Source organism: Sphaerimonospora thailandensis, from assembly GCF_016863115.1.
GTDB lineage: Bacteria > Actinomycetota > Actinomycetes > Streptosporangiales > Streptosporangiaceae > Sphaerimonospora > Sphaerimonospora cavernae.
This window is the reverse complement of sequence record NZ_BOOG01000025.1, coordinates 12,374-33,529: the sequence shown is the minus strand read 5'-3', so window position 1 is coordinate 33,529 and position 21,156 is coordinate 12,374. Positions and strand designations below refer to the sequence as shown.

Genomic DNA, 21,156 nt, shown 5'->3' with positions numbered 1-21,156 from the left:
CCGCCGGACGCGTCATGACCTGCGGTCTTCGCCCGAGACGGCGCCGGCCAGCGGTTTACCCGTCTCGATGAGCGACTTCAACCGCATCAGGTCCTGCTGCAGTTTTCGCGCCGGGTCGGCCCCCAGCAGCGTCGCCATCGCGTGCCCGACCGCGCCGACCACCGGGTTGTAGGCGAGCCGGACCTCGATCCGGCAATGGTCGGCCCCCTCGGGCGTGAGCCGAAGTGTGCCCGTGTGGGCGATGAGCCTGCCCTCGGTGGTCCGCCAGGAGATCTCCCGCCCCTCCTCGCGGCTGGTCTCGGCCGCCTCGAAGCCGATGGGCACCCCGGCCGGTCCCGAGATCACCCAGTGCGATCGCCGCCCGTCGTCGGATCGCCGTACCTCCAGCACATCGGGCATGCACTTGGCGAAGACGCTGTAATCGCTCAGCAGCGGCCACACGTCCTCGGCCGGCGCGGCCACCGAGATCGCGTCCTCGATGTCGACGGCACGCCGGCCCGCGCCGATCCCGCTGAGCCGCTTCAGCGGAAGGTTCGTCGCGGCACGCGCGCCCAGGACCGCACAGCCGGCCCGCACCATCCAGGCGAACGGCCCAGGCAGCCGCCCGGACATCGCCCAGGTCGCCGCCGCGGCGGCCCCCGCGAGGAACCTCGCGGTCGGCGACCAGCACTGCTGGAAGATCTCGGGTACGCGCTCCCTCGGCCGGCCGCCCCCTTGCAGCTGGATCACCCCCTCGGCGTCGTGATGGGCGGTCCAGCTCGCCTCGACGTCTTTGACGCCGGGAATCCGCGCCACCGCCCGGCGGGCCCGGCGGTCCTCCCGTTCCAGCACGTGGCCGGCGAGAGTCACGCGACCACCCGCGACGTGGACCTCCACCGCGTGCGGGTGGCTGACGTGCCGGCCCAGCTCCGCGCGCACGCGTTCGGACAGCACCCGGTCGTCGACGTTCCTTCCCACGAAGCGATAGCGGATCTCCGCGACCGCGCCCCGGCTGCGATTGGTGAAGTCGCGGGCGAGGACGCCGAGCCAGCCTCTGGATCGATGCACCCCGTGCACGGCCTTGTCGCGCACCCGGGCCCGGCGGGTCCGGCCGAGATTCGGGTCGAGCAGATACTCCGTCAGTGCCCCGGCGCAGGCGCCCAGCCCGGCCGCGCCCGCGGTGCGCGACAGTGACGCCCCGCGTTCGATCACGGTGACCTGTCCGTCATGTCGCCCATGTCCTGGACGATCAGCCATGCGCATGGTAACCACCCCCCATGCGCACGGGCCTACCCAGTGACCGGCGGACGATTCCGCCCGATTCCGGTCGAGGCCGTGCTCCCGCCGGCCGCAGGGGCCGGTCGGCGGGGTCAGTCGCGGGAGCGGACGAACGCCTCGATGCCGTCAAGCACCCGCCGCAGGCCGAACTCGAAAGTCCGCTCGGGGTCGAAGGCGGCCTTGTACGCTTCCCCGGCGGCCTCCCCCACCCGGGCCGCCGTCGGATAGCGCCGGGGATCGAGCACCTTCGCCAGGAACGGCGCGTGGGCCCACCACCACTGCTCGTCGGTCAGCCCGGTCTGCTTCTCGGCCTGTGCCGCCTCGATCGCGCCGCGAGCGGCGCCGTGGACGTACCCGTTGATCAGGGTGACCAGCAGGTCCATCTCGATCTCGTCGAGGCCCATGCCGTCGACCGCGCGCAGCTCGAAGTCGTACTTGGCCATCACGTTGGGGCCCAGCGGCGGGCGGCTCGTCGTCGCGACCTGCAGCAGCCAGGGGTGCCTTCGGCACAGCGCCAGGTTCTCCCTGGCGATCAGTTCCACTCTGGCCCGCCATCCCCCGGGCACCTCCTCCGGCATCGGCAACTCGCCGTACACCGTGTCGACCATCACGTCGATCAGTTCCGCCTTGCCCGGGATGTACGTGTACAGCGACATCGTGCCGACACCGAGTTGTTCGGCCACCTTCCGCATGGACAGCGCGGCCAACCCCTCGGCGTCGGCGACCTCGATCGCCGCCCGTACGATCCGGTCGACGCCCAGGTCGGGCTTGCCCTTCCGGCTCGGCCGCTCGCCCGTCCGCCACAGGATCGCCAGGCTACGCGCCGGGTCCCCGGTGCCGCCGTACTCCGTCATCTCGTTCCCCGGCCCCTTGTCGTGCGCCTTGTACGCGGTACCGTACGCCATCCGGCACCTGGGTCCGGTTCTCCCCCGGCGGAGGACTCAACGGACTGGGCTCAACGGATTGGGCTCAACGGCGGAGGCTGCGCCATTTGGCGACCGACAGAGGGAAGAAGATCAGCAGCAGGGCGACCGGCCAGACGACGGCCATCGGCAGGGCGTGCTCGACGATCCAGGAGTCGCCGACGGCGCCGGGATTGCCGAACAGCCGGCGTGTCGCCGTGACGGTCGATGAGATCGGGTTCCAGTCGGCGATCGCGCCGAGCCAGCCCGGCATGGTGGCGGTCGCTACGAACGCGCTGGACAGGAACCCGACGGGGAACTCCAGCGTCTGCACGCCGGTGATCGCCTCGGCGCCCGAGAGGGCCAGGCCGAGGTACACGCCGATCCAGACGAGAGCCAGCCGCAGCAGGAGGATCAGGCCGAGTGCGGCAAGGAACTCTCCGGTCGAGCCGTACGGCCGCCAGCCGACCGCCAACGCCGTCACGACCATCACAGCCAGCGTGAGCACCGACAGCAGCATGTCCGCGACGGCACGACCGGCCAGCATCGCGGCGGCGGACATCGGCATCGAGCGGAACCGATCCGTTATCCCCCTCTCGACGTCGGCGGTCACCGCCTGGGTGGTGGCCGCGATGCCGAACAGCATGGTCATCGCGAACATGCCGGGCATCAGGAAGTCGCGGTAGTCCCCGCCGCCGGGCACCCGCATCGCGCCGCCGAGCAGGTAGACGAACATCAAGACGATGAGGACGTTGAAGGCGAGCGAGAAGATCACCGGCCCGGGGTTGCGTACCCAGTGCGAGACGCCGCGGACGGTGAGGGTCCAGCTGTCCGCCAGGGCCCAGCGCAGGCTGCCGGGGGAACCGGACGACGGTGTGGGGGCGACGAGCGTCACGCGTTGACTTCCCTTCCCTGGTGTTCGGGTTCGGTCGTACGACGGCCGGTGAGGTGCAGGAACACCTCGTCGAGTGTGGGCCGGCGCAGGCTGAGATCATCGATGTCGATGCCCGCCTGGTCGAGCACCCGCACGGTCTCTCGCAGTGCATCGGTTCCGTGCGCCACCTGGACGCCCACCCGGCCGGCATCGGGGTCGACGACCGGCTCGGTGACGCCGACCCGCGCGATCGCCTGGGCCGCCGTCCCGACCTGGGTCCGGTCATGCACGACGAACTCGATCCGGTCGCCACCGATCCGCGACTTGAGCTCGCCCGGCGTGCCCTCGGCGATGACCCTGCCGTGGTCCATCACGTTGATCTGCGTGGCCAGTTGGTCGGCCTCGTCGAGGTACTGCGTGGTCAGCAGCACCGTGGTGCCCTGGCCGGCCAGGGCGCGGACGGCCTGCCACACCTCGCCCCGGCCGCGTGGGTCGAGGCCGACGGTCGGCTCGTCGAGGAAGAGCACCTCGGGAGACAGGATCATGCCGACGGCGAGATCGAGCCTGCGGCGCATCCCGCCGGAGTACGCCTTGACCGGTTTCGATCCGGTGTCGGCCAGGCCGAACCGCGCCAGCAGTTCGTCCGCCCTGGTTGTGGCCGCCCGCTTGCCCAGATGGTGCAGCCGCCCGAACATGACGAGGTTCTGCCGCCCGCCGAGCACCTCGTCCACCGCGGCGTGCTGCCCCACAAGGCCGATGCGCCGCCGGACCTCGGTGGCCTGCTCGGCGACGTCGAAACCCCCTACCAGGGCCCGGCCGCCGTCGAGGCTCAGCAGTGTCGACAGGATGCGTACCGACGTCGTCTTTCCAGCGCCGTTCGGGCCCAGCAGCCCGCATACCGTCCCCTTCGGGATGGTGAGGTCGAAGCCGTCCAGGGCCGGTTTGCCATCTTTGCCGTCTCTTCCGTCCTTGCCGCCGTAACGCTTGCGAAGGCCCTCCGCGATCACCGCGAGATCACCTGAACTCACCGCGTACGCCCTTTCCCTCGATTGAGGGTACACCGTACCGTACGCCGTACGGAAAAGACGAACGCGCGGGCGTCACTCCTCGGTGCGGTCGCGCAGCTTCTCGACGACCTCGGCGGCGGCGCGGCCGATGGGGCCGGGGATCACGTGGCCCGGGCTGGCCTCGAAGCTCGCCTCGTCGAGCAGGTCCTTGACCATCTGCAGAGCGATGCGGTTGCGGTTGGGCGTGCCCTGCCGCAGCGCGTCGAACAGCTTGCGCACCTGGTCGCTCTTCACCTTCGCCGGCAGCGGCGGTTCGTGCTGGTCGACGACGCACTCGACGATCACGGGCCCGTCCCACGACAGCGCCTCGCGCATCTGACCGGCGCAGGTGCGTGGATCCTCGATGCGCGCCCCGCGGGCGCCACAGGCCTCGGCGAACTTCACGAAGTCCATCGGCGCGAGGTCCACGCCGTACTCGGGGTTGCCGAGGAACACCATCTGCTCCCACTTGATCAGGCCCAGCGTGTTGTTCTTGATGACCACGACCTTGATCGGCAGGTTGTGCTGCACCGCGGTGAGGAAGTCGCCGAGCTGCATCGTCATCGACCCGTCTCCGGTGAAGACCACGACCTGCCGCCCCGGATAGGCCGCCTGCGCCCCGATCGCGTACGGCAGGCCGGCGGCCATCGAGCAGTTGGTCCCAGAGAAGGAGAACAGCTGGCCGCGCCGGGTCCTGATCTGCCGGGCGACCCAGGTCGTGACGGTCCCCGAGTCGCCGCAGACGATCGCGTCGTCCGCCAGCGCGTCGTTCAGCGCCCAGGCGGGGACCTGCGGCTTCATCGGCAGGTCGGTACGCGTACCGCGCGCCTCCATCAGCGCCCACCACTCGCGCATGCCCTCCTGTGCCTTCGCCAGGAACGCGCGGTCGTCGTTGCGCGGCAGCATCGGCAGCAGCGCGGCGAGCGTCGCCCGGGCGTCACCGGCCAGCGGGACGTCCACCGGGTGGCGCAGGCCGAGCCGTTCGGGCCGGTCGTCGATCTGCACGCAGACCGCCTGCCCCGGCGAGGGGTAGTACTCGATGTACGGCATGGTGGAGCCGACGATCAGCAGCGCGTCGCACTCCTCCAGCGCCTCCTCGCTGGGGCGGCTGCCCACCAGGCCGATCGGCCCGGTGGTGTAGGGGCTGTCGTCGGGTACGCAGTCCTTGCCGAGCTGGGCTTTCACGATGGGCGCGGCGAGCCGCTCGGCGACCGCCTCCAGCTCCTCCCCGGCTCCGCGCGCGCCCGCCCCGGCGAGGATGACGATCCGGGTCCGCCCGGCGAAGACCTGCGCCGCCTCCTCCAGGTCCTCCCCGCACGGCACCCGGATCGGCGGCCGGTGCGCCGTGGAGGTGTGGCCCTCGACGTTGCGTCGGAAGCGGGTGCCCGAGCCGGCCGCTGCGGCCTGGTAGTCGATCGGGAACGACAGGTGGGCCGGTCCGCGCTGGGTGAGCGCGGTGCGGACGGCGTAGTCGGTGACGTTGATCACGTGGGCCGGGCCCATGATCCGCTGGTTGTAGAGCGCGACGTCGTTGAACAGGTAGTCGGTGTTGACGTCCTGCAGGTAGCTGGTCCCGACGAGGTCGTGGTAGGTCATGCCGCTGATGGCCAGGATCGGCGCCTGCTCGGTCCGCGCGTCCAGCAGGCCGTTGAGCAGGTGCGCGGCGCCCGGCCCCGAGGTGGCGAAGCACACGCCGAGCCGCCCGGTGAACTTGGCGTACCCCACGGCCGCCATGGCGGCGACCTCCTCGTGCCGGACATGGACGTACCTGAGGTCGTCGTGCCGCTTGTGCAGCGCGTCGACGAACCCGTTGATGCCGTCGCCGGGCAACCCGAAGACCGTGTCCACGCCCCACGCGATGAGCCGGTCGACCAGGACGTCCGAGGCGGTGCGCTCTTGGCTCATGTCGGATCCTTCCGCTGCTCACGTATCGCCAGCGCGAGCACCTCGGCGAGGTGCAGCGCGGTCCGGCCGGTCCCGTCCGCGATCTGGCCGCGGCAGCTGAAGCCGTCCGCGATGATCAGTGTGTCCGGCGGGCACTCCCGCACCGCGGGCAGCAGCACCCGTTCCCCGGCGGCCATGGAGACCCGGTGCCGCTCCCCCGCCTCGTAGCCGAAGCTGCCGGCCATGCCGCAGCAGCCGGCGTCGGGGATCTCCAGGTCCAGCCCAACCGCGCGCAGCAGCCGCCGATCGGCGTCGAATCCCATGACCGCGTGGTGGTGGCAGTGCGGCTGGACGAGCGCGGCGCGGCGCAGCCGGGGCACCGGCCAGTCGGGTGCGTGCCCGGTCAGGAACTCCGACAGTGTGAAGCTCTGCGCGTGCAGCCGCCGCGCGTCGAGGTCGCGCGGCAGCAGGTTGGTCAGCTCGTCGCGGAAGACGGCCAGGCAGCTCGGCTCGAGCCCGACCAGCGGGATCCCCGCCTCCAGGTACGGGCGCAGCCCGTCCAGGACGCGCCGCAGGTAGCGCCGGGCGAGCCGCAGCATGCCGTAGTCGTACAGCGGCCTGCCGCAGCACAGTGCCCCATCGGGGATCAGGACCCGGAACCCGGCCGCCTCCAGCACCTTGACGGCCGCGACCGCGATCCCCGGCTCGAAGTGGTTGACGAACGTGTCCGGCCACAGCAGCACCGGCGGGCCCGCGGTGTCCGGCCCCCGCCGGGCCCGGGCCGCGAACATCCTGGTGAAGGTCCGCCGGGCGAAGCGCGGCACATCGCGTTCCGGGGCCACCCCGGCGGCGAGCTTGACGAGGCGGTGCAGCCCCGGCGCGTGGGTGACGGCGTTGACCGGCCCCGGCACGCGCGAGGCCAGCCGCGCCCACACGTCGATCAGTCCGAGCGCGTACGCCTGCCGGGGCCTGAGGCGTCCGGCGTAGTAGTGGTGCAGGAACTCGGCCTTGTAGGTGGCGATGTCGACCCTGACCGGGCAGTCACCCCGGCAGCCCTTGCAGGCCAGGCAGAGATCGAGCGACTCCTTGACCTCGTCGCTGCGCCACCGGTCCCTGATCGGCCCGGTGGCCTCGCACATCTCCTGCAGCAGCCGGGCCCGGCCCCGGGTGGAGTGCTTCTCCTCCCTGGTCACCATGAAGCTCGGGCACATGAAGCCGCCGCCGGTGCGGCGGCAGGTTCCGACGCCGAAGCAGCGGCCGGCCGCCTCGGTGAAGCTGCCCCCGTCCTGGGGGAAGGCGAACACCGTGGCCGGCTGCTCCGGACGGTAGGCCGTGCCCTCCCGCAGGTGCGCGTCCAGCGGGTACGGATCGATCAGCTTGTGCGGGTTCAGCCGGCCCTCGGGGTCCCACAGCCGTTTGAACTCCTCGAACGCGCGCATCAGCTCCGGCGGGAACATCCGGGGCCACAGCTCGGCCCGGCCGTGCCCGTCGCCGTGCTCCCCCGACAGCGACCCGCCGTACGAGACGACCAGGTCGGCGGCCTCCTCCATGAACCGCCGGTACTTCCGTACGCCTTCGGCGGTGCGCAGGTCGAAGTCGATGCGGCAGTGGACGCACCCGTCGCCCCAGTGGCCGTAGAACACCCCGTCGTAGCCGTACCGGTCCAGCAGGTGGACGAAGTCGCGCAGGTACGGCCCGAGCCGTTCCGGGGCGACCGCGGCGTCCTCCCAGTTCGGCCAGCCGCCATGGCCGCCCAGGCCGACCGGCATCCGGGATGTGCCTGCCGAGTTGCTCCGGATCTCCCAGACGGCGGCCGCCTCGTCGGGATCGTCGTAGAACCGATGGCTCGGGGGTGCGTGGCCGTTCGGGTACGACCGGACACCCAGCGTGGCCAGGGCGCGGATCAGCGCCCGCGCGGCCGCGTCGGCCTCGCGTCTGGTGCGCCCGCCGAACTCCATGAGCAGCCACGCCTCGCCGGGCGGCAGCAGCCGCGCGTCCCGCGCGGCGGGAAAGCGCTTGGCCCGCAGGTTGTCGACGACGTGGCGGCTGGTGAACTCCAGTCCGATGGCGCCGAACCCCAGCAGCCACGGCACGTCGTACCCGGAGGACGGAATGTCGGGGTAGCCGAGCACGACGAGCGACCGGTGCGGCGGGGACTCCACCAGGCGGCAGGTCGCCTCCAGCGTCAACGCCAGCGTGCTCTCCGAGCCGACCAGGGCGCGGGCGACGTTGAAGCCGTTCTCGGGCAGCAGCGCGTCCAGGTTGTAGCCGGACACCCGGCGCGGGATGTCCGGCATCCCGTCCCTGATCACCTGCGCGTAGGCGTCGCGGATGCGCCGCAGCCCGGCATAGATCGCCCCGCGGCGGCCGCCGGCCATGATGATGCGCTCCAGCTCCGCCTCGCCGGTGGGGCCGACCCGCATCCGGGTGCCGTCGTAGGTGACGATCTCCAGTTCTTCAATGTTGTCGACCGTCTTGCCCGCCATGGCCGAGTGGGTGCCGCAGGAGTTGTTGCCGATCATCCCGCCAAGCGTCGCGTGATCGTGCGTGGCCGGGTCCGGCCCGAAGGTCAGGCCGTACGGCTCGGCCGCGTCGCGCAGCGCGTCGCAGATGACGCCGGGCTGGACGCGTGCCGTGCGACGCTCCGGATCGAGGCCGACGATGGCGTCCATGTGCCGGGTGAAGTCGAAGACCACGGCGCCGTTGACGCTCTGCCCGGCGAGCGAGGTGCCGCAGCCGCGGCCGAGCACGGGCGCCCCGAACCGGCGGCACACCGCCAGCGCGGCCTCGACGTCGCCCGCATCGCGTGGCAGCACCACGCCGACGGGCACCTGGCGGAAGATCGACGCTTCGTGCGCGTACATCGCGCGATCGCCGGGACCGAACCGCACCTCGCCGGCGACGGCACGCCCGAGCGCCGCGCGCAGTTCCTCCGCGTACGGCGGCTGCGGCGGATTCCTCATATCGGCGTATCCCGTCATCTCTCAGAAGGGATCCCCCGGCCGGGACAAAGGCACGGCGGAAACGCGCGCATGAGACGGCAAAGCCGAACGGAACAATCACCGTAGGCATGAGACGAGCCGTGGCAGGAGCCTTCGGATATGGGGAGTTCACCAGACGACACGCCGATCCACTGTCACCGGCACCGCAAAGGAGCTTGCGATGAACACGTTCACCGGAACCACCCCCTACTACCGGCGGTATCGGCCCGGAATCCCGCCCGAGGCGGCCGAACTGCTGGCCAGTCGGGTGAACCACCTGGCCCCACCGCGCAGGCTGCTGGACCTGGGAAGTGGAACCGGCCAGGTCCCCGCCGCGCTGTGGGAGGCGTTCACCGAGGTCGACGTGGTCGAGCCGGACGAGGGAATGATCACTCAGGCGGGCGCGGCCCTGCGGCCCCTGCTTCCCGGCACGACGACGCTGCGCCTGCATCACCGGCGTGCGGAGGACTTCGCCCCGCCCTATGCGGGTTGGATGGCCGACCTGGTGACGATCTGCCGGGCGTTTCACTGGATGGACCAGCCCGCGGTGCTGAAGGCCCTGGACGGCTACGTGTCCGCCGACGGCGCAGTGGCCGTCATGGGCGACGGCAGCCTGTGGACCGCCCGCACCACCTGGACGGACGCGTTGCGCGCGCTGATCCAGGAGTTCCTCGGTGAGCAGCGCCGCGCCGGCAGCGGGCAGACCTACGCCCACCACGACAAGCCGTACGCGCAGGTGCTGGCCGAGTCGGCGTTCTGCCAGGTGGAGGAGACGCGCATCCCGGTGCGGCGCATCTGGACTCCCGAGCAGGTAATCGGGTACCTGTACTCGACCTCCTTCGCCGCGCGTCCCCTGTTCGGCGACCGGATCGAGGAGTTCGAGGCCGCAGCCACAGACCTGCTCACCACGCACGCCGGCACCGGGGCGCTGGTGGAGGACGCCGACTTTCAGATAGTCCTCGCCTGCCGACCCGCCGCGAACTGAGCGTGGTCATCATGAGCCGGTGCCGAGCGGCACACTCAGTGAGATCCGTCGGTGGGGGAGGCGACCGACAGGACGACATCGACGAGCCGGTCGGCCGCATCGGGCCGGCCATGCGCCATGGCCCGCTTCGCGATGTCGGCGCGGTACGCCGGGTCGGCGAGCAGCGGAGCCACGGCCTGCCGCAGGCCATCAGGTGACACATTGCCCAGCAGAGCAACCGCCGCACCGGCCTCGTGCAGATGGCGAGCGTTGTGCTCCTGTTCCCCGCCCGCGGAGCTGGCGAGCGGAATGAGCACAGCCGCCTTGCCCAGCGCGGTCAGCTCGGCGATCGTCCCCGCGCCGCTCCGCGAGATCACCACATCGGCCAGCGCGAGAACGTCGGGCAGCTCCGGGCCGACGAAACCAGTGAGCAGATAGCGGGCCGCGAGCTCGGCGGGCAGCTGACCGGCGTCCCGGCGCAGGCCCTCCAGGTTCGCCGCCCCGCATTGGTGGATGACGTTCGCGTGAGACAGCAGCCACGGCAGGATGCCGTACATCAGGGTGTTGATCTGCTGCGACCCCTGGGCCCCGCCGGTGACGTAGACGGTCGGCAGGGAGCGATCGAAGCCGTGCAGGCCGAGCGCCTCCACCGCCCGCTCCGGCCGCCCCGACAGCGCCTCGGGCCGTACGGGATTGCCCGTGACGACGGCACCCGCACGAACCGACTCCGGCAGAAGAGACAGGGTCGACTCGGACGACACGGCAAAGCGCGTCGCGGCACGAGCGAGCATCCGGTTGGCCAGACCCAGACGGACCGTCTGCTCATGGACCACCAGAGGACGGCGGCGCATCCGGGCCGCCAGGCCCACCGGAACGGCGACGTAGCCGCCCGTGGCCAGCACCACATCGGGCCGGAACCCGGAGACGATCGAACGGGCCTGGATGACGCCGAGCAGGGCGCGGCCCATGTCCTTGATGTTTGAGACGATCTCCAGCGGATTGCGGGAGCGGCGTACCTTACCGGTGGCGACCGTGGCGAACTCGATCCCCTCAGCCGCCGCGACGCGCGCCTCCAGACCGTCCGCCGTTCCGACCCACAAGACCTCCAGAGCCCTGCCGGTGGCCGCAAGCCTGCCCTGCAGGGTGCGTACCGCTGTCAGGGCGGGGTAGGTGTGGCCGCCCGTCCCGCCCCCGGTCACGATCAGACGGAAGGGCCGCTTCGGATCCGGCAGGAGACGGTCGGCGGCGTCACCGGTCACGAGGAGAACTCCCGATTTTGCTGTGCGGGGCAACTCAACCGCCGCCTGGGATAGCAGAACATTGCGGACGATAGCAGTCGGGGTGCACTCCAGCGGTCTTCTTCGACCGACGCAGCATGCTCTTCGAGCCTACTCTGATGGCTATGGGTCAGACGCAGCCTGCGCCGGGCGGGGGATCCCCCAAACCCGTCTCGGTATCCGTGCACGAGGGCACCAACGCCGCGCTGCGCGGCGCCCATCGTGCCCCAACGGACGTTCTACGCCCCTGACGCGGTGTTAATGCCGGTTCTTGATGGCGAGGTCAAATCGCGGGAGCCGACCATTCGATGAGGGGAGGGCGGACCGCCGCGCACAACGGCTGTCCGCGGGAGTCGGTCAGGCCCAGGCGTCCCACCAGCAGCCCGGCCTTCACAGCGGCGTCCAGCACATCCGGCGGGACGGCGTCGAACCACAGCTTCGCCCGCCGGAACATCGAGAACGTCCCGGCGTCGTCCACCATCCCCCACGACAGGTACACGAACCGGCCGCCCGGTCTGCCCTGCACGTACGGTCCGCGGAGATCCCACCCGCTCTCTTTCACCATGGCGGTGGCCTCCAGTTCCCACACCACCTCCGGCGCATCCCCTCGATACAGCCCGAGAAGCTCATGCGGGCGAGCCCGCCGTTGCACCCCGACATGGATGTTGCGGTACCCCGGGAACCCCGGTGCCTGAGCGCAGTCCCGGCCCGGCAAGTGGGACGCCTCAATGCGAATCAGCACAGCCCCATCTTCCCGTGCACGCGGGCTCATTCGGGGTGGAGCGTGCCGTCGAGCAGGCCCTCGAACCCGATCCGCAGGAGATCGTCGCTGGCCGTCCTGAGCTCGCGGACCGCGTCCTCGTAGGCGAGCAGCCGCCGGAAGGCCTCGCCGTACTCCCGCTGCTCCTCGATCGGCAGCCGGGGCAGCCGCGCCCTGCGGGGATCCATCCGGACCGAGGAGCCGAGCCGCACGCTCGTCTCGCCGGTGACGCGCAGGCAGCCGGCGAGATAGTACGGATCGAGCCGGTCGGGGTCCACGCGGAACAGCAGCAGCCGGGGGCCGAGCACCACGGGAGGGCCGGCCACGACCCGTGCCGCGGTGTTCTCACCGGGGATGAGCGGGGCGACGACGTCCCCCTCCCGGGTGAACACCAGTCCGGGCTCGTCGCAGGTGCGCCCGCTTGGTGCGCGGCCGCGCACGAGGTCCTTGACGGTCAGCACGGGCAGGTCGCCGGTCTCCTCCGCCAGCTTGAGCGGGCCCTGGCCGATGCTCACCACCCCCGCCCTGGACAGCTCGCCGATGCTCGTCAGCGGCAGCTCGCGCCGTACCGGCAGCGGGGTCAGCTTCGGGACCTCCAGCCGGGAGATCGCCTCCCGGGCGCGCTCGCGTACCCCGGTGAACGGCTCCGCCCGGGTCTGCCGGCTCACCCGGTGTGCGGGGGTGAGCGCCACCTCCTCGTCGAGCAGGTCGATGATCCGCACCACGCGGCTCGCCTCCGGAAGATCCGGCGGCCCGGTTTCCGCACGGCTCGTGTACGCCTGCCAGGCGGCCTCCACGACGGCGAGGTCGTCTCCGGCGTTGACCATGAGCACGTCGGAGGCGGGTGGGTCGCCGGCCTCGGGCCGCCGCAGCACCCACAGGTCGGGTGCACCGCTGGAGGCGGGGGCGGCGCCGGCCGACAGGGTCACGATGGCGCGTAGCGCCCCGGCTCTGAGCAGGTTGCCGCGGACCCGGCGGCCGGATCTGCGGCTGGCCGCGACGCCCGGCATCATGATGACGACGAGCCCGCCGGGGCGGACATGGGACAGGCAGTGCTGCACCCAGGCCAGCTCCGACTCGCCGCGCGGCGGCAGGCCGTACTCCCATCGGGGGTCGCTGGTCAGCTCCTCGTATCCCCAGCCCCGGTCGTTGAACGGCGGATTGCAGATGACCGCGTCGACCAGCTCGTCCGGGAACGCGTCGGCCCGCAGCGAGTCGCCGTCGCGGACGGCCGCTTCGACGCCGTGCAGCAGCAGCCTGACCGCCGTCAGGCGGGCCGCCGTACCGTTGACGTCCTGGCCGAGCGCGCGTGCGGCGCCCGAGGCGAGCAGAAGGGTGCCGATGCCACAGCTGGGATCGAGCACGGTCTTCCCGGCGGTCGCGGCCAGCCGGGCCATCAGGGCGCCCACGGGTTCGGGGGTGGCGAGCAGCCGCCGGGCGTGAACGTCGATGTAGCGGGCGCAGATCGCGTCGAACGCGGCGGCCGGTCCCTCCTCGGCGCCCACCTCGGCGATGGCCCGGATCAGCGACGGGTCGACACCGAGCTCGTGCGGCAGCTCGCCGGGCGGTTCGGGCACCACGGCCGCGACCGAGCCGGGCAGCCGCGACAGCATCTCGTCGTCGGTGAGACGGGCCAGCTCGCGCCAGGCGGCGGGATCACGTTTCAGGTAGAGCAGGAATGTCCCGGTGTAGACGACCACATCCCCCAGGCGCAGATCGTCGCCGACGGCCCGCAGCCGCTGCCAGACCCGTTCCAGGGGCGCCACCTCGACGTACCTGTTGTGCTTGCGCAGCCACTGCTCGATCTCCGCGAGGGAGAAGGACGGACTGCTCGCGGTCCCGCCGACCGGCCGAGGGAAGTCGTCGAACCGCTTGCGCCAGTTGCTCACCGCGGCCCGGCCGACGTCCGCGATCCGGGCGATGTCCGCGGCGTTCACCATGACGTCGTCACGCATCAGCGGCCATCCTCGTCGCGGGCACCGGGGAAACCTCTCATGGTCACCAGCATGCCAGGTCATGGGCCAGGTATGCGCAACAGGAGAAAGGGGATCTGACGGCGGTTCACGCGCCGAGGCGTTGTCGACCCCGCTGCCAGGCATTCGTCACGCACTAGCATGAGGCGAAACGCTCACAGAGCCCACTGTGAGGGCCAATGCCCTCGGCATCGAGACAGGTGGGGCACCGCTAATCATGCTGAAGCTTGACCGGCTGGTGAACGTCCTCGGCGGCTACGGGGCCCGGCTGTGCTGCGCCCCCGCCTCCCGCGACGTGGCGCTGCGCAGCGTGGTCGTGCACGACCCGACCGACCCGCGCGCCGCGACCGGTGACGTGTTCCTGTCGGTCGGTGTGGACTCCGCGGCCGAAGCCGTACGGCTCGCCCGGTCGGCGCGCGCCGCCGCGGTGCTGGTACGCGGGACCCCGCCCCTGGAGGAGCAGGCCCTGGCACAGGCGCGCGACAGCGGGATCGCGGTGCTGCTCGTGGAACCCGCGGTGTCCTGGAGCCAGCTCTTCGGCGTGGTGTACGGCCTCGTGCTCGAAGGCCGGGAGACCGACGCCGGGCGGGGACCGACCGATCTGTTCGCCTTCGCCGACTCGCTCGCCGCCGAGATCGGCTCCCCGGTGACGATCGAGGACCAGATGTCGCGGGTCCTGGCGTACTCCCGGGCCCAGCAGTCGGCCGACCCGGTGCGCCTGGAGACCATCCTGGGCCGCCGGATTCCGGACGCCATGCACCATCTGCTGGAGCGCAAGGGCGTCTTCGCGCACCTGCGCGCCTCCGACGAGCCGCTGTTCGTCGAGCCCTCGCCGGAGCACGGACTACGCGGCCGCATGGTGGTCGCCGTACGCGCCGGGCGCGAGCTGCTGGGATCGATCTGGGTCGAATGCGAGCGCCCGCTGTCCCCTGAGCATCAGACCGTGCTGAGCGACGGAGCCCGGGCGGTCGCGCTGCACCTGCTGCGCTCCCGGGTCAGCGCCGACCTGGAACGGCAGGTCGAGTCCGACCTCGTCATCCAGTTGCTGGAGGGGACGGCCGACGCCCTCGCTGTGATCAGCCGGCTCGGCCTGCCCGGAGGGCAGTTCCGGGTGATCGCGCTGCAGGCGCACGTCGCCGACGAGCGGCACGCCGCGATCCTGCTCGCCTACGAACGCGCGACCACCGGCTTCGGCTGGTCGCGACCGGGGCGCAGCGCGCTGTTCGGCAACACCCTCTACACCGTGCTGCCCTGCGCCGCCGACGCCACGCCGGCGCATGAGTGGCTCACCTCGATCACGGGCGTCCTGCCCCGGCAGGTCACCGTGTACGCCGGCATCGGCGGGGCGGCCGAGCCGGCCCAGTTGCCCGCAAGCAGGCAGGAGGCCGACGAGAGCCTCGCCCTGCGCGCCTCACGGCCCGGCAGGGCCGCTGCCGTCGTCTATGACGAGTCCTGGGACGAGATCCTGATGCAGCGCCTGCGGGCGGCGGCCGCCGCCGGACGCGCCCCCGCGCGCGGGCCGGTCGCCGACCTCACCCGGTACGACACCGAGCGCGGCACGCGCTACATCGCGACGTTGCGGGCCTGGCTGGAGGCGCAGGGGGACCTGGCCGCCGCCGCCGATCGCCTCGGCGTCCACCCCAACACCGTGCGCTACCGGCTCAGGAAGATGGCCGAGATCACCAACCTGCGGCTCGACGTGCCGGAGAAGCGGCTGGCCATGATCATCGCGCTGGCCGTGCACCGGGACAGCCGCCCCTGAGCCGGTGCTCGACGGCGTTGTCCGCGCGGGACAAAGGCCGTGGTCGCACTTGTCCGACGCGGACAGCACATCGCCCTCTCGCAGCAGCGATCCTCGGTGAAAGGCGGAAAATGGTATAGCGGAGGCGATGGGTATGGACCGTGAGCCGCGTACAGCGGTAGTGATCGGCGCCGGTGTGGTCGGGCTGTCCACCGCGTGGTTCCTGCAGGAGCGCGGCGTGGACGTCACCGTGGTCGACCGCGGCGGTGTGGCCGCGGCCGCATCCTGGGGCAACGCCGGGTGGCTCTCCCCGGGGCTGGCCATCCCGCTGAACGAGCCCGGCGTCCTGCGTTACGGCCTGAGCTCCCTGCTCAACCCGAACGCCCCGCTGCACGTGCCGGCCACCCCCGACCCGGGCCTGCTGGCGTTCCTCACCAAGTTCGCCCTGAACTGCAGCTGGAAGTCCTGGGGCCGTGCCGTACGGGCGAACATCCCGCTCAACGACGAGTGCCTGGAGGCCTTCGACGTGCTCACGTCGAACGGCGTCGAGGCGCCCACGATCGACGCGCCGATCATGGCCGCGTTCGAGACCGAGCGCCAGGCCGTGGGCCTGCTGCACGAGCTGCGGCGGATCAACGAGTCGGGACTGAAGATCGAGTACACCGCGTTCAAGGGTGACGAACTCGGCGCGCTGCTGCCGCAGATCTCCCCGCGGGTGCGGGCCGGCATCCGGCTGGAGGGGCAGCGCTACATCGACCCCGGAGAGTTCACGCACGCGCTGGGCCGCGCCGTCGCCGCCCGCGGCGCCGAGATCCGCTCCGGCTTCGATGTCGCCGACGTGCGTACCGGGAGCGGCGGGCTGACCGTGGTGTCGAGCACCGGCGACTCGGTCGCCGCCGACGCCGTCGTCCTGGCCACGGGCGCCTGGCTGAACCGGCTCAGCAAGGCGTGGGGCGTTCGGGTGCCGGTGCGCGCCGGGCGCGGCTACTCCTTCACCGTGCCCACCGCGGAGCCCGTGCGCGGGCCGATCTACCTGCCGGCCGTGCGCGTCGCCTGCACGCCGTACCAGGGCAAGCTCCGGGTCGCGGGAACGATGGAGTTCCGCGGGCCCGACCACCCGCTGGTGCAGCGGCGGATCGACGCGATCGTCAAGTCGGCCAGGCCGCTGCTGTCCGGAGTCGACTGGGACGCGATGACCGACCTGTGGGTCGGCCCCCGGCCCGTCACCCCCGACGGCATGCCCCTCATCGGCGCCACCGACGTCCCGGGGATCTTCGTCGCCGGCGGGCACGGCATGTGGGGCATCACCCAGGGGCCGATCACCGGGCGGATGCTCGCCGAGCAGATCACCACGGGCAAGGTGCCCACCGCCCTGCGGGACTTCAACCCCACCCGCTGACGTCACGGCCGCCCGCCCTGCCCCCCATGTGCCGGGGGCGGGGCAGGGCACATGGGCGGCCACGGGTCAGGTTTAGGTGAGATCCAGCGAGTCACGGTCAGGACTCCAGGAAACAACGCGCGAATCACCTGACGATTAGACGACCACGGAGTGCTCGGCGCTGGACGTCGAACCGTCCAGAATTTCCTGGAGCCTCGTCGTGGCGATCTCGGCGGCGGTTCTGGTGAGATCCGCATCGAACTTGCCATAGAAGCCGTTGTGCTCCAGAGTGATCATGGTGTTCTTCACTCTGATGATCACGATGTCGACCGCCATGCTCGGATCCGGATTCACGGACGGGATCACATTGCGGAACCTGATCCCGTATGCTCCATCGCCGAGCTTGCCGACCGACAGCTTTCTGATCGTCTGTTTGATCTCCTTGGTGCCGGCATTGACGTGGCCGCAGTCACGGACCATGACCTTCGCGGCCCGCTCGAGTGCGGAGATCTGGGCGGAGGTGCCGCTCACAACGTACTCGTTGACCCCCTCCGGCGCCTCCTCCCTCGCCAGCCAGGTCGCGACCTTGCTCCGGGTGAGCGGCTTCACCCCCTTCATCGCCTTGACACACGCCTTCGTGTGAGCGAGCCGTGGGCTCAGGAGCTCCCTGTTCCGGATCGTGTTGTGCTCGAAGTCATCACCGAGATCCTCCGGCTGAAGCAGGGCGGACCGGAGTTGGGCCGGAGTGGGCGGCTTGGGGGGACTTCCGGCCAGAGCGGGAGAAGCAGAGACGAGGAGCGCGGCGCCTAACAGACCGGTCAGACCCGCGGCGAGCACGGAACGCTTTATGATCATTCGGGCACTCTAATCCAGCGAGGTCCGCGATGACACCCGATCGGCGGCTTAGTTCGATATCACGGCATATAGCCGACGCGCCCGGACGGAGCCGTGTCTTCATCTGCGCAGGAGGGCAGCGGCGGGGCCTTTCTGGCTGAGCCGCGATACAGCTCCGGGGGATAGCGGCGCTCGCTCTCGTCCAGCTTGACGTGCGCCGCGGCGATCAGGTCCACGCCGAGCACGTCGGCCAGCCGTACCAGATAGCCGGTGACGTCCCCCAACTCGGCCCGCACTCGCGCCATGGTGTCCGGGTCCGGGTTCTCAGCCTCGGCGGGGGTGAGCCACTGAAACTCCGCCACCAGCTCCCCCACCTCACCGGCCAGGGCCATCACCAGATTCTTCGGAGTGTGGAACTGCTCCCACTCCCTGGCCTGCGCGAACCCGCGCAGCCGTACGGCCAGCTCCGCCAGCTCGGACATCCTGTCCTCCCCAATGAAGGAGCGCCGCCTCGAAGACGGCAGGCCGCTCCTCCAGGTAGGCGATGTCGTCGCGGTAGAGCCGGTCGTGGCCTTCCTCGATATGGCACCGGAACGCCGCCTCGCCCGCGGCGGCCCGGGTGTGCATGAAGTCGACCAGGGCGGTGAGCCGGGCGGTGATGGTGTCCACCAGGGCGCTCCGCCCCGCGGCGTCCAACCCGTAGCGGTCGCAGAACACCCGGGCGCGGGCCGCCTGCTCCTCAGCCGTGCCGAAGCCCGATCCGTTTCCCGGAGCCGTCGTCGGCGCCCAGCGGTAGACCGCATAGGCCACATCCCAGAGCCGAGGACCGGGAGCGGCGGTGTCGAAGTCGATGATGCCGACGACCCTGGTGCCGTCCAGCACGCAGTTGTACGGAGCGTAGTCGTTGTGCAGGATCACCTCGGCCGGTGCCGGCGCCGGCATCATCCACCCGGTCTCGTGCCCCGTCACATAGCCGACCGTGGCGTCATGGTAGGCGGCGAGCAACTCGGCCGCGCTCTCCAGAGCCTCGGAGGAGGCGACCTCCGTGGTCAGCGGGTACTCGCCCACCTGCCCGGGGATGAAGTCGAGGATCTCCATGCCGTCGTCGGTGACGCCGTACAGCCGTGGGGCTCCGCCGAAGCCCTGCCGTTCGAGATGGCGCAGCAGGCCGTGCACCGCCGGGCTCCACGGCCCGGTCGGACGGTGCACGGTCGAGCCGACCCGCCGCACCTCGTTGACCCCGCCCCTCATCACTTCCACACACTCACACTAGATCCTGTCCCGCGATCACACGCTCCACCCCCTCCAAGCCCGTGATCTTGTGAATACTCGCACGTCGAGCCTTGACCAGGCATTTCACGTTCGCGACCTTGCAGTTTCTCGCAGATATGCGCTCTGAGCTATCTGCAAGATCACCGATGGGAATCGCGCAGGTCAGGATGGTTGTTTGCAAGAAAGTGCAAGATCACGAGACGGGGTTGGGCCGCCACCCGTTGACTTCCAACAAAGATGCGTATAAACAAAGGAGAAACAACACGATAGACGGTGGTGAACCAACATCATGTACGCGGAGGAGCGGCAGCAGGAGATCCTGGGCCGCGCGCGCGCCGCAGGACGGGTGGATGTGGTGAAGCTGGCGGAGGAGTTCGCCGTGACCACGGAGACCATCCGCCGCGACCTGACCGTCCTGGAGCGGGCCGGCGTGCTGCGACGCGTACACGGCGGCGCCATCCCGGTCGAGCGGCTCGGCTTCGAACCCGCCCTCGCCGCCAGGGACGAGGTCATGACCGAGGAGAAGGAGCGCATCGCCAAGGCGGCCCTGGCCGAACTGCCGGAAGACGGCGCGATCGTCATCGACGCGGGCTCGACGACCGGCCGTCTGGCCCGGGCACTGCCCGGCGACCGTGAGCTCACCGTCATCGTCAACGCGCCGCCGCTCGCGACGATGCTCGCGACCAGGGCCAACCTCACTGTGATCATGCTGGGTGGGCGGGTGCGCGGCCGCACTCTCGCCACGGTCGATGACTGGGCGCTGCGCCCGCTGGAGGATCTGCACGTCGACGTCGCGTTCATGGGCACCAACGGGTGCTCGGTGGGCAAGGGGCTGACGACCCCCGACCCGGCCGAGGCCGCGATCAAGCGTGCGATGATCGGCGCGGCCGAGCGCAGCGTGGTGCTGGCCGACCACACCAAGTTCTCCGGTGTGTACCTCGCCAGGTTCGCCGCGCTCACCGAGATCGACATGATCGTCACCGACTCCGGGCTGGACCCCGCGGTCGCGGCCGACATCGCCGCCGCCGGGCCGGAGGTGGTACGCGCATGATCCTCACTCTCACCCTCAACCCCAGCCTGGATCGCACGATCGAGATCGCCGCGCTGGACCGCGGCGCCGTCATCCGCGCCGCGGCGGCACGCCTCGACCCCGGCGGGAAGGGCGTCAACGTGTCCCGCGCGCTGCTCGCCAACCGGGTCGAGTCCTGCGCGGTCGTCCCGTACGGCGGCCACGAGGGCCGGCAGCTCGTGGACCTGCTGTCCCGCGAGGGCATCGACATGATCACAGTCCCCATCGCCGGGGCGACCCGGTCCAACGTCACGCTGGCCGAGCCCGACGGCACGGTCACGAAGATCAACGAGCCGGGCACCGCGATGTCGGCAGCCGAGTTGGAGGCCGTGGCCGAGGCCATCCTCGACACCGCGCACGCGGCCGACTGGGTGGTCGCCTCCGGCAGCCTGCCGCCGGGGGTGCCCGTCGACGTGTACGCCGGGCTCTGCCGCAGATTCGCCGACGCGGGCATGAACGTGGCCGTGGACACCAGCGGCCCGGCGCTACCGATCGCCACGGCCGCCGGCCCCGCGCTGATCAAGCCCAACCGCGAGGAGCTCGCGGAGGCGACGGGGATGGCGCTCACCTGTCTGGGCGACGTGATCGAGGCGGCCGAGAAGCTGCGCGCGCTGGGCGCGGCGACGGTGCTGGCCAGCATCGGCCCGGACGGCGCGGTGCTCGTGCAGGACGGCGGGACCTGGTACGGCGAATGCCCGGTGGCCGAGCCGCGCAGCACGGTCGGCGCGGGCGACGCGATGCTGGCCGGTTTCCTCGCGGCCGGAGCCAGGGGTGAGGCGGCCCTGGTCGAGGCGCTGGCCTGGGGGACCGCCGCCGTCGCACTGCCCGGCAGCCGGATGCCGGACCCCAAGGACATCCGGCGCGACCTGGTAGGCGTCGGCAGGCCCGATCCAGAACGCCCGCTGAGATCCGCGGACCGGTGACGAGGAACCGAAGCGGAACCC

General features: G+C 71.1%; 17 protein-coding genes. 5 read left to right on the top strand and 12 right to left on the bottom strand.

Translation table 11 applies throughout. The features are described 5' to 3' along the window. Window positions 1–12: 12 nt before the first annotated feature. The 6 genes from Mth01_RS14935 to Mth01_RS14910 all read right to left on the bottom strand — a co-directional run bounded on the left by Mth01_RS14935 (window position 13) and on the right by Mth01_RS14910 (window position 8,926). Window positions 13–1,236, bottom strand: a complete 1,224-nt coding sequence (locus Mth01_RS14935) for an SRPBCC family protein (protein WP_204016452.1) — start codon at window positions 1,234–1,236, stop codon at window positions 13–15. Between the two features lie 113 nt (window positions 1,237–1,349). Next, on the bottom strand, window positions 1,350–2,162 hold the full coding sequence (locus Mth01_RS14930; RefSeq protein WP_407695948.1) for a TetR/AcrR family transcriptional regulator: 813 nt from the start codon (window positions 2,160–2,162) through the stop codon (window positions 1,350–1,352). A 64-nt stretch (window positions 2,163–2,226) separates the two neighbouring features. Then, on the bottom strand, window positions 2,227–3,054 hold the full coding sequence (locus tag Mth01_RS14925; protein WP_204016451.1) for an ABC transporter permease: 828 nt from the start codon (window positions 3,052–3,054) through the stop codon (window positions 2,227–2,229). Continuing rightward, window positions 3,051–4,061, bottom strand: a complete 1,011-nt coding sequence (locus Mth01_RS14920) for an ATP-binding cassette domain-containing protein (protein WP_204016450.1) — start codon at window positions 4,059–4,061, stop codon at window positions 3,051–3,053. The genes Mth01_RS14925 and Mth01_RS14920 overlap by 4 nt, the downstream gene beginning before the upstream one ends. Before the next feature lie 72 nt (window positions 4,062–4,133). Further along, window positions 4,134–5,984 (bottom strand): thiamine pyrophosphate-dependent enzyme, encoded by a 1,851-nt coding sequence (locus tag Mth01_RS14915; RefSeq protein WP_204016449.1) that lies wholly within the window; start codon window positions 5,982–5,984, stop codon window positions 4,134–4,136. Beyond that, window positions 5,981–8,926 carry an FAD-binding and (Fe-S)-binding domain-containing protein gene (locus Mth01_RS14910; RefSeq protein ID WP_204016448.1) on the bottom strand — a complete coding sequence of 982 codons (2,946 nt, stop codon included), beginning with the start codon at window positions 8,924–8,926 and terminating at the stop codon, window positions 5,981–5,983. The genes Mth01_RS14915 and Mth01_RS14910 overlap by 4 nt, the downstream gene beginning before the upstream one ends. Window positions 8,927–9,125: 199 nt before the next feature. Here Mth01_RS14910 and Mth01_RS14905 point away from each other — a divergent pair, with 199 nt between their 5' ends. Next, on the top strand, window positions 9,126–9,929 hold the full coding sequence (locus tag Mth01_RS14905; RefSeq protein WP_204016447.1) for a class I SAM-dependent methyltransferase: 804 nt from the start codon (window positions 9,126–9,128) through the stop codon (window positions 9,927–9,929). 35 nt (window positions 9,930–9,964) lie between these two features. Here Mth01_RS14905 and Mth01_RS14900 read toward each other — a convergent pair whose 3' ends face one another. The 3 genes from Mth01_RS14900 to Mth01_RS14890 all read right to left on the bottom strand — a co-directional run bounded on the left by Mth01_RS14900 (window position 9,965) and on the right by Mth01_RS14890 (window position 13,900). Then, entirely contained in the window at window positions 9,965–11,167 is a 1,203-nt protein-coding gene (locus Mth01_RS14900) for a UDP-N-acetylglucosamine--N-acetylmuramyl-(pentapeptide) pyrophosphoryl-undecaprenol N-acetylglucosamine transferase (RefSeq protein ID WP_239089673.1), read from the bottom strand. 301 nt (window positions 11,168–11,468) lie between these two features. Then, on the bottom strand, window positions 11,469–11,927 hold the full coding sequence (locus tag Mth01_RS14895) for a DUF5990 family protein (RefSeq protein WP_239089672.1): 459 nt from the start codon (window positions 11,925–11,927) through the stop codon (window positions 11,469–11,471). 26 nt (window positions 11,928–11,953) lie between these two features. Continuing rightward, on the bottom strand, window positions 11,954–13,900 hold the full coding sequence (locus tag Mth01_RS14890; protein WP_204016445.1) for an HsdM family class I SAM-dependent methyltransferase: 1,947 nt from the start codon (window positions 13,898–13,900) through the stop codon (window positions 11,954–11,956). 235 nt (window positions 13,901–14,135) lie between these two features. Here Mth01_RS14890 and Mth01_RS14885 point away from each other — a divergent pair, with 235 nt between their 5' ends. Continuing rightward, window positions 14,136–15,680: a PucR family transcriptional regulator gene (locus tag Mth01_RS14885; RefSeq protein ID WP_204016444.1), complete on the top strand. Its 1,545-nt coding sequence runs from the start codon at window positions 14,136–14,138 to the stop codon at window positions 15,678–15,680. Between the two features lie 127 nt (window positions 15,681–15,807). Then, window positions 15,808–17,058 (top strand): NAD(P)/FAD-dependent oxidoreductase, encoded by a 1,251-nt coding sequence (locus Mth01_RS14880; RefSeq protein ID WP_204016443.1) that lies wholly within the window; start codon window positions 15,808–15,810, stop codon window positions 17,056–17,058. Window positions 17,059–17,193: 135 nt separating this feature from the next. Here the strand turns inward: Mth01_RS14880 and Mth01_RS14875 are convergent, their stop codons facing one another. The 3 genes from Mth01_RS14875 to Mth01_RS14865 are packed head-to-tail and all read right to left on the bottom strand — an operon-like array spanning window position 17,194 to window position 19,122. Continuing rightward, window positions 17,194–17,892, bottom strand: a complete 699-nt coding sequence (locus tag Mth01_RS14875; protein ID WP_204016442.1) for a hypothetical protein — start codon at window positions 17,890–17,892, stop codon at window positions 17,194–17,196. 59 nt (window positions 17,893–17,951) lie between these two features. Beyond that, entirely contained in the window at window positions 17,952–18,353 is a 402-nt protein-coding gene (locus Mth01_RS14870; RefSeq protein WP_204016441.1) for a nucleotide pyrophosphohydrolase, read from the bottom strand. After that, complete coding sequence (locus tag Mth01_RS14865; protein WP_204016505.1) at window positions 18,247–19,122, bottom strand: phosphotransferase; 876 nt, start codon at window positions 19,120–19,122, stop codon at window positions 18,247–18,249. The genes Mth01_RS14870 and Mth01_RS14865 overlap by 107 nt, the downstream gene beginning before the upstream one ends. A gap of 310 nt (window positions 19,123–19,432) precedes the next feature. Here Mth01_RS14865 and Mth01_RS14860 point away from each other — a divergent pair, with 310 nt between their 5' ends. After that, the gene (locus Mth01_RS14860; protein ID WP_204016440.1) at window positions 19,433–20,194 is read left to right on the top strand and encodes a DeoR/GlpR family DNA-binding transcription regulator; all 762 of its coding nucleotides are present in this window, start codon (window positions 19,433–19,435) and stop codon (window positions 20,192–20,194) included. Next, complete coding sequence (pfkB, locus tag Mth01_RS14855; protein ID WP_204016439.1) at window positions 20,191–21,135, top strand: 1-phosphofructokinase; 945 nt, start codon at window positions 20,191–20,193, stop codon at window positions 21,133–21,135. The genes Mth01_RS14860 and pfkB overlap by 4 nt, the downstream gene beginning before the upstream one ends. Window positions 21,136–21,156: the final 21 nt, after the last annotated feature.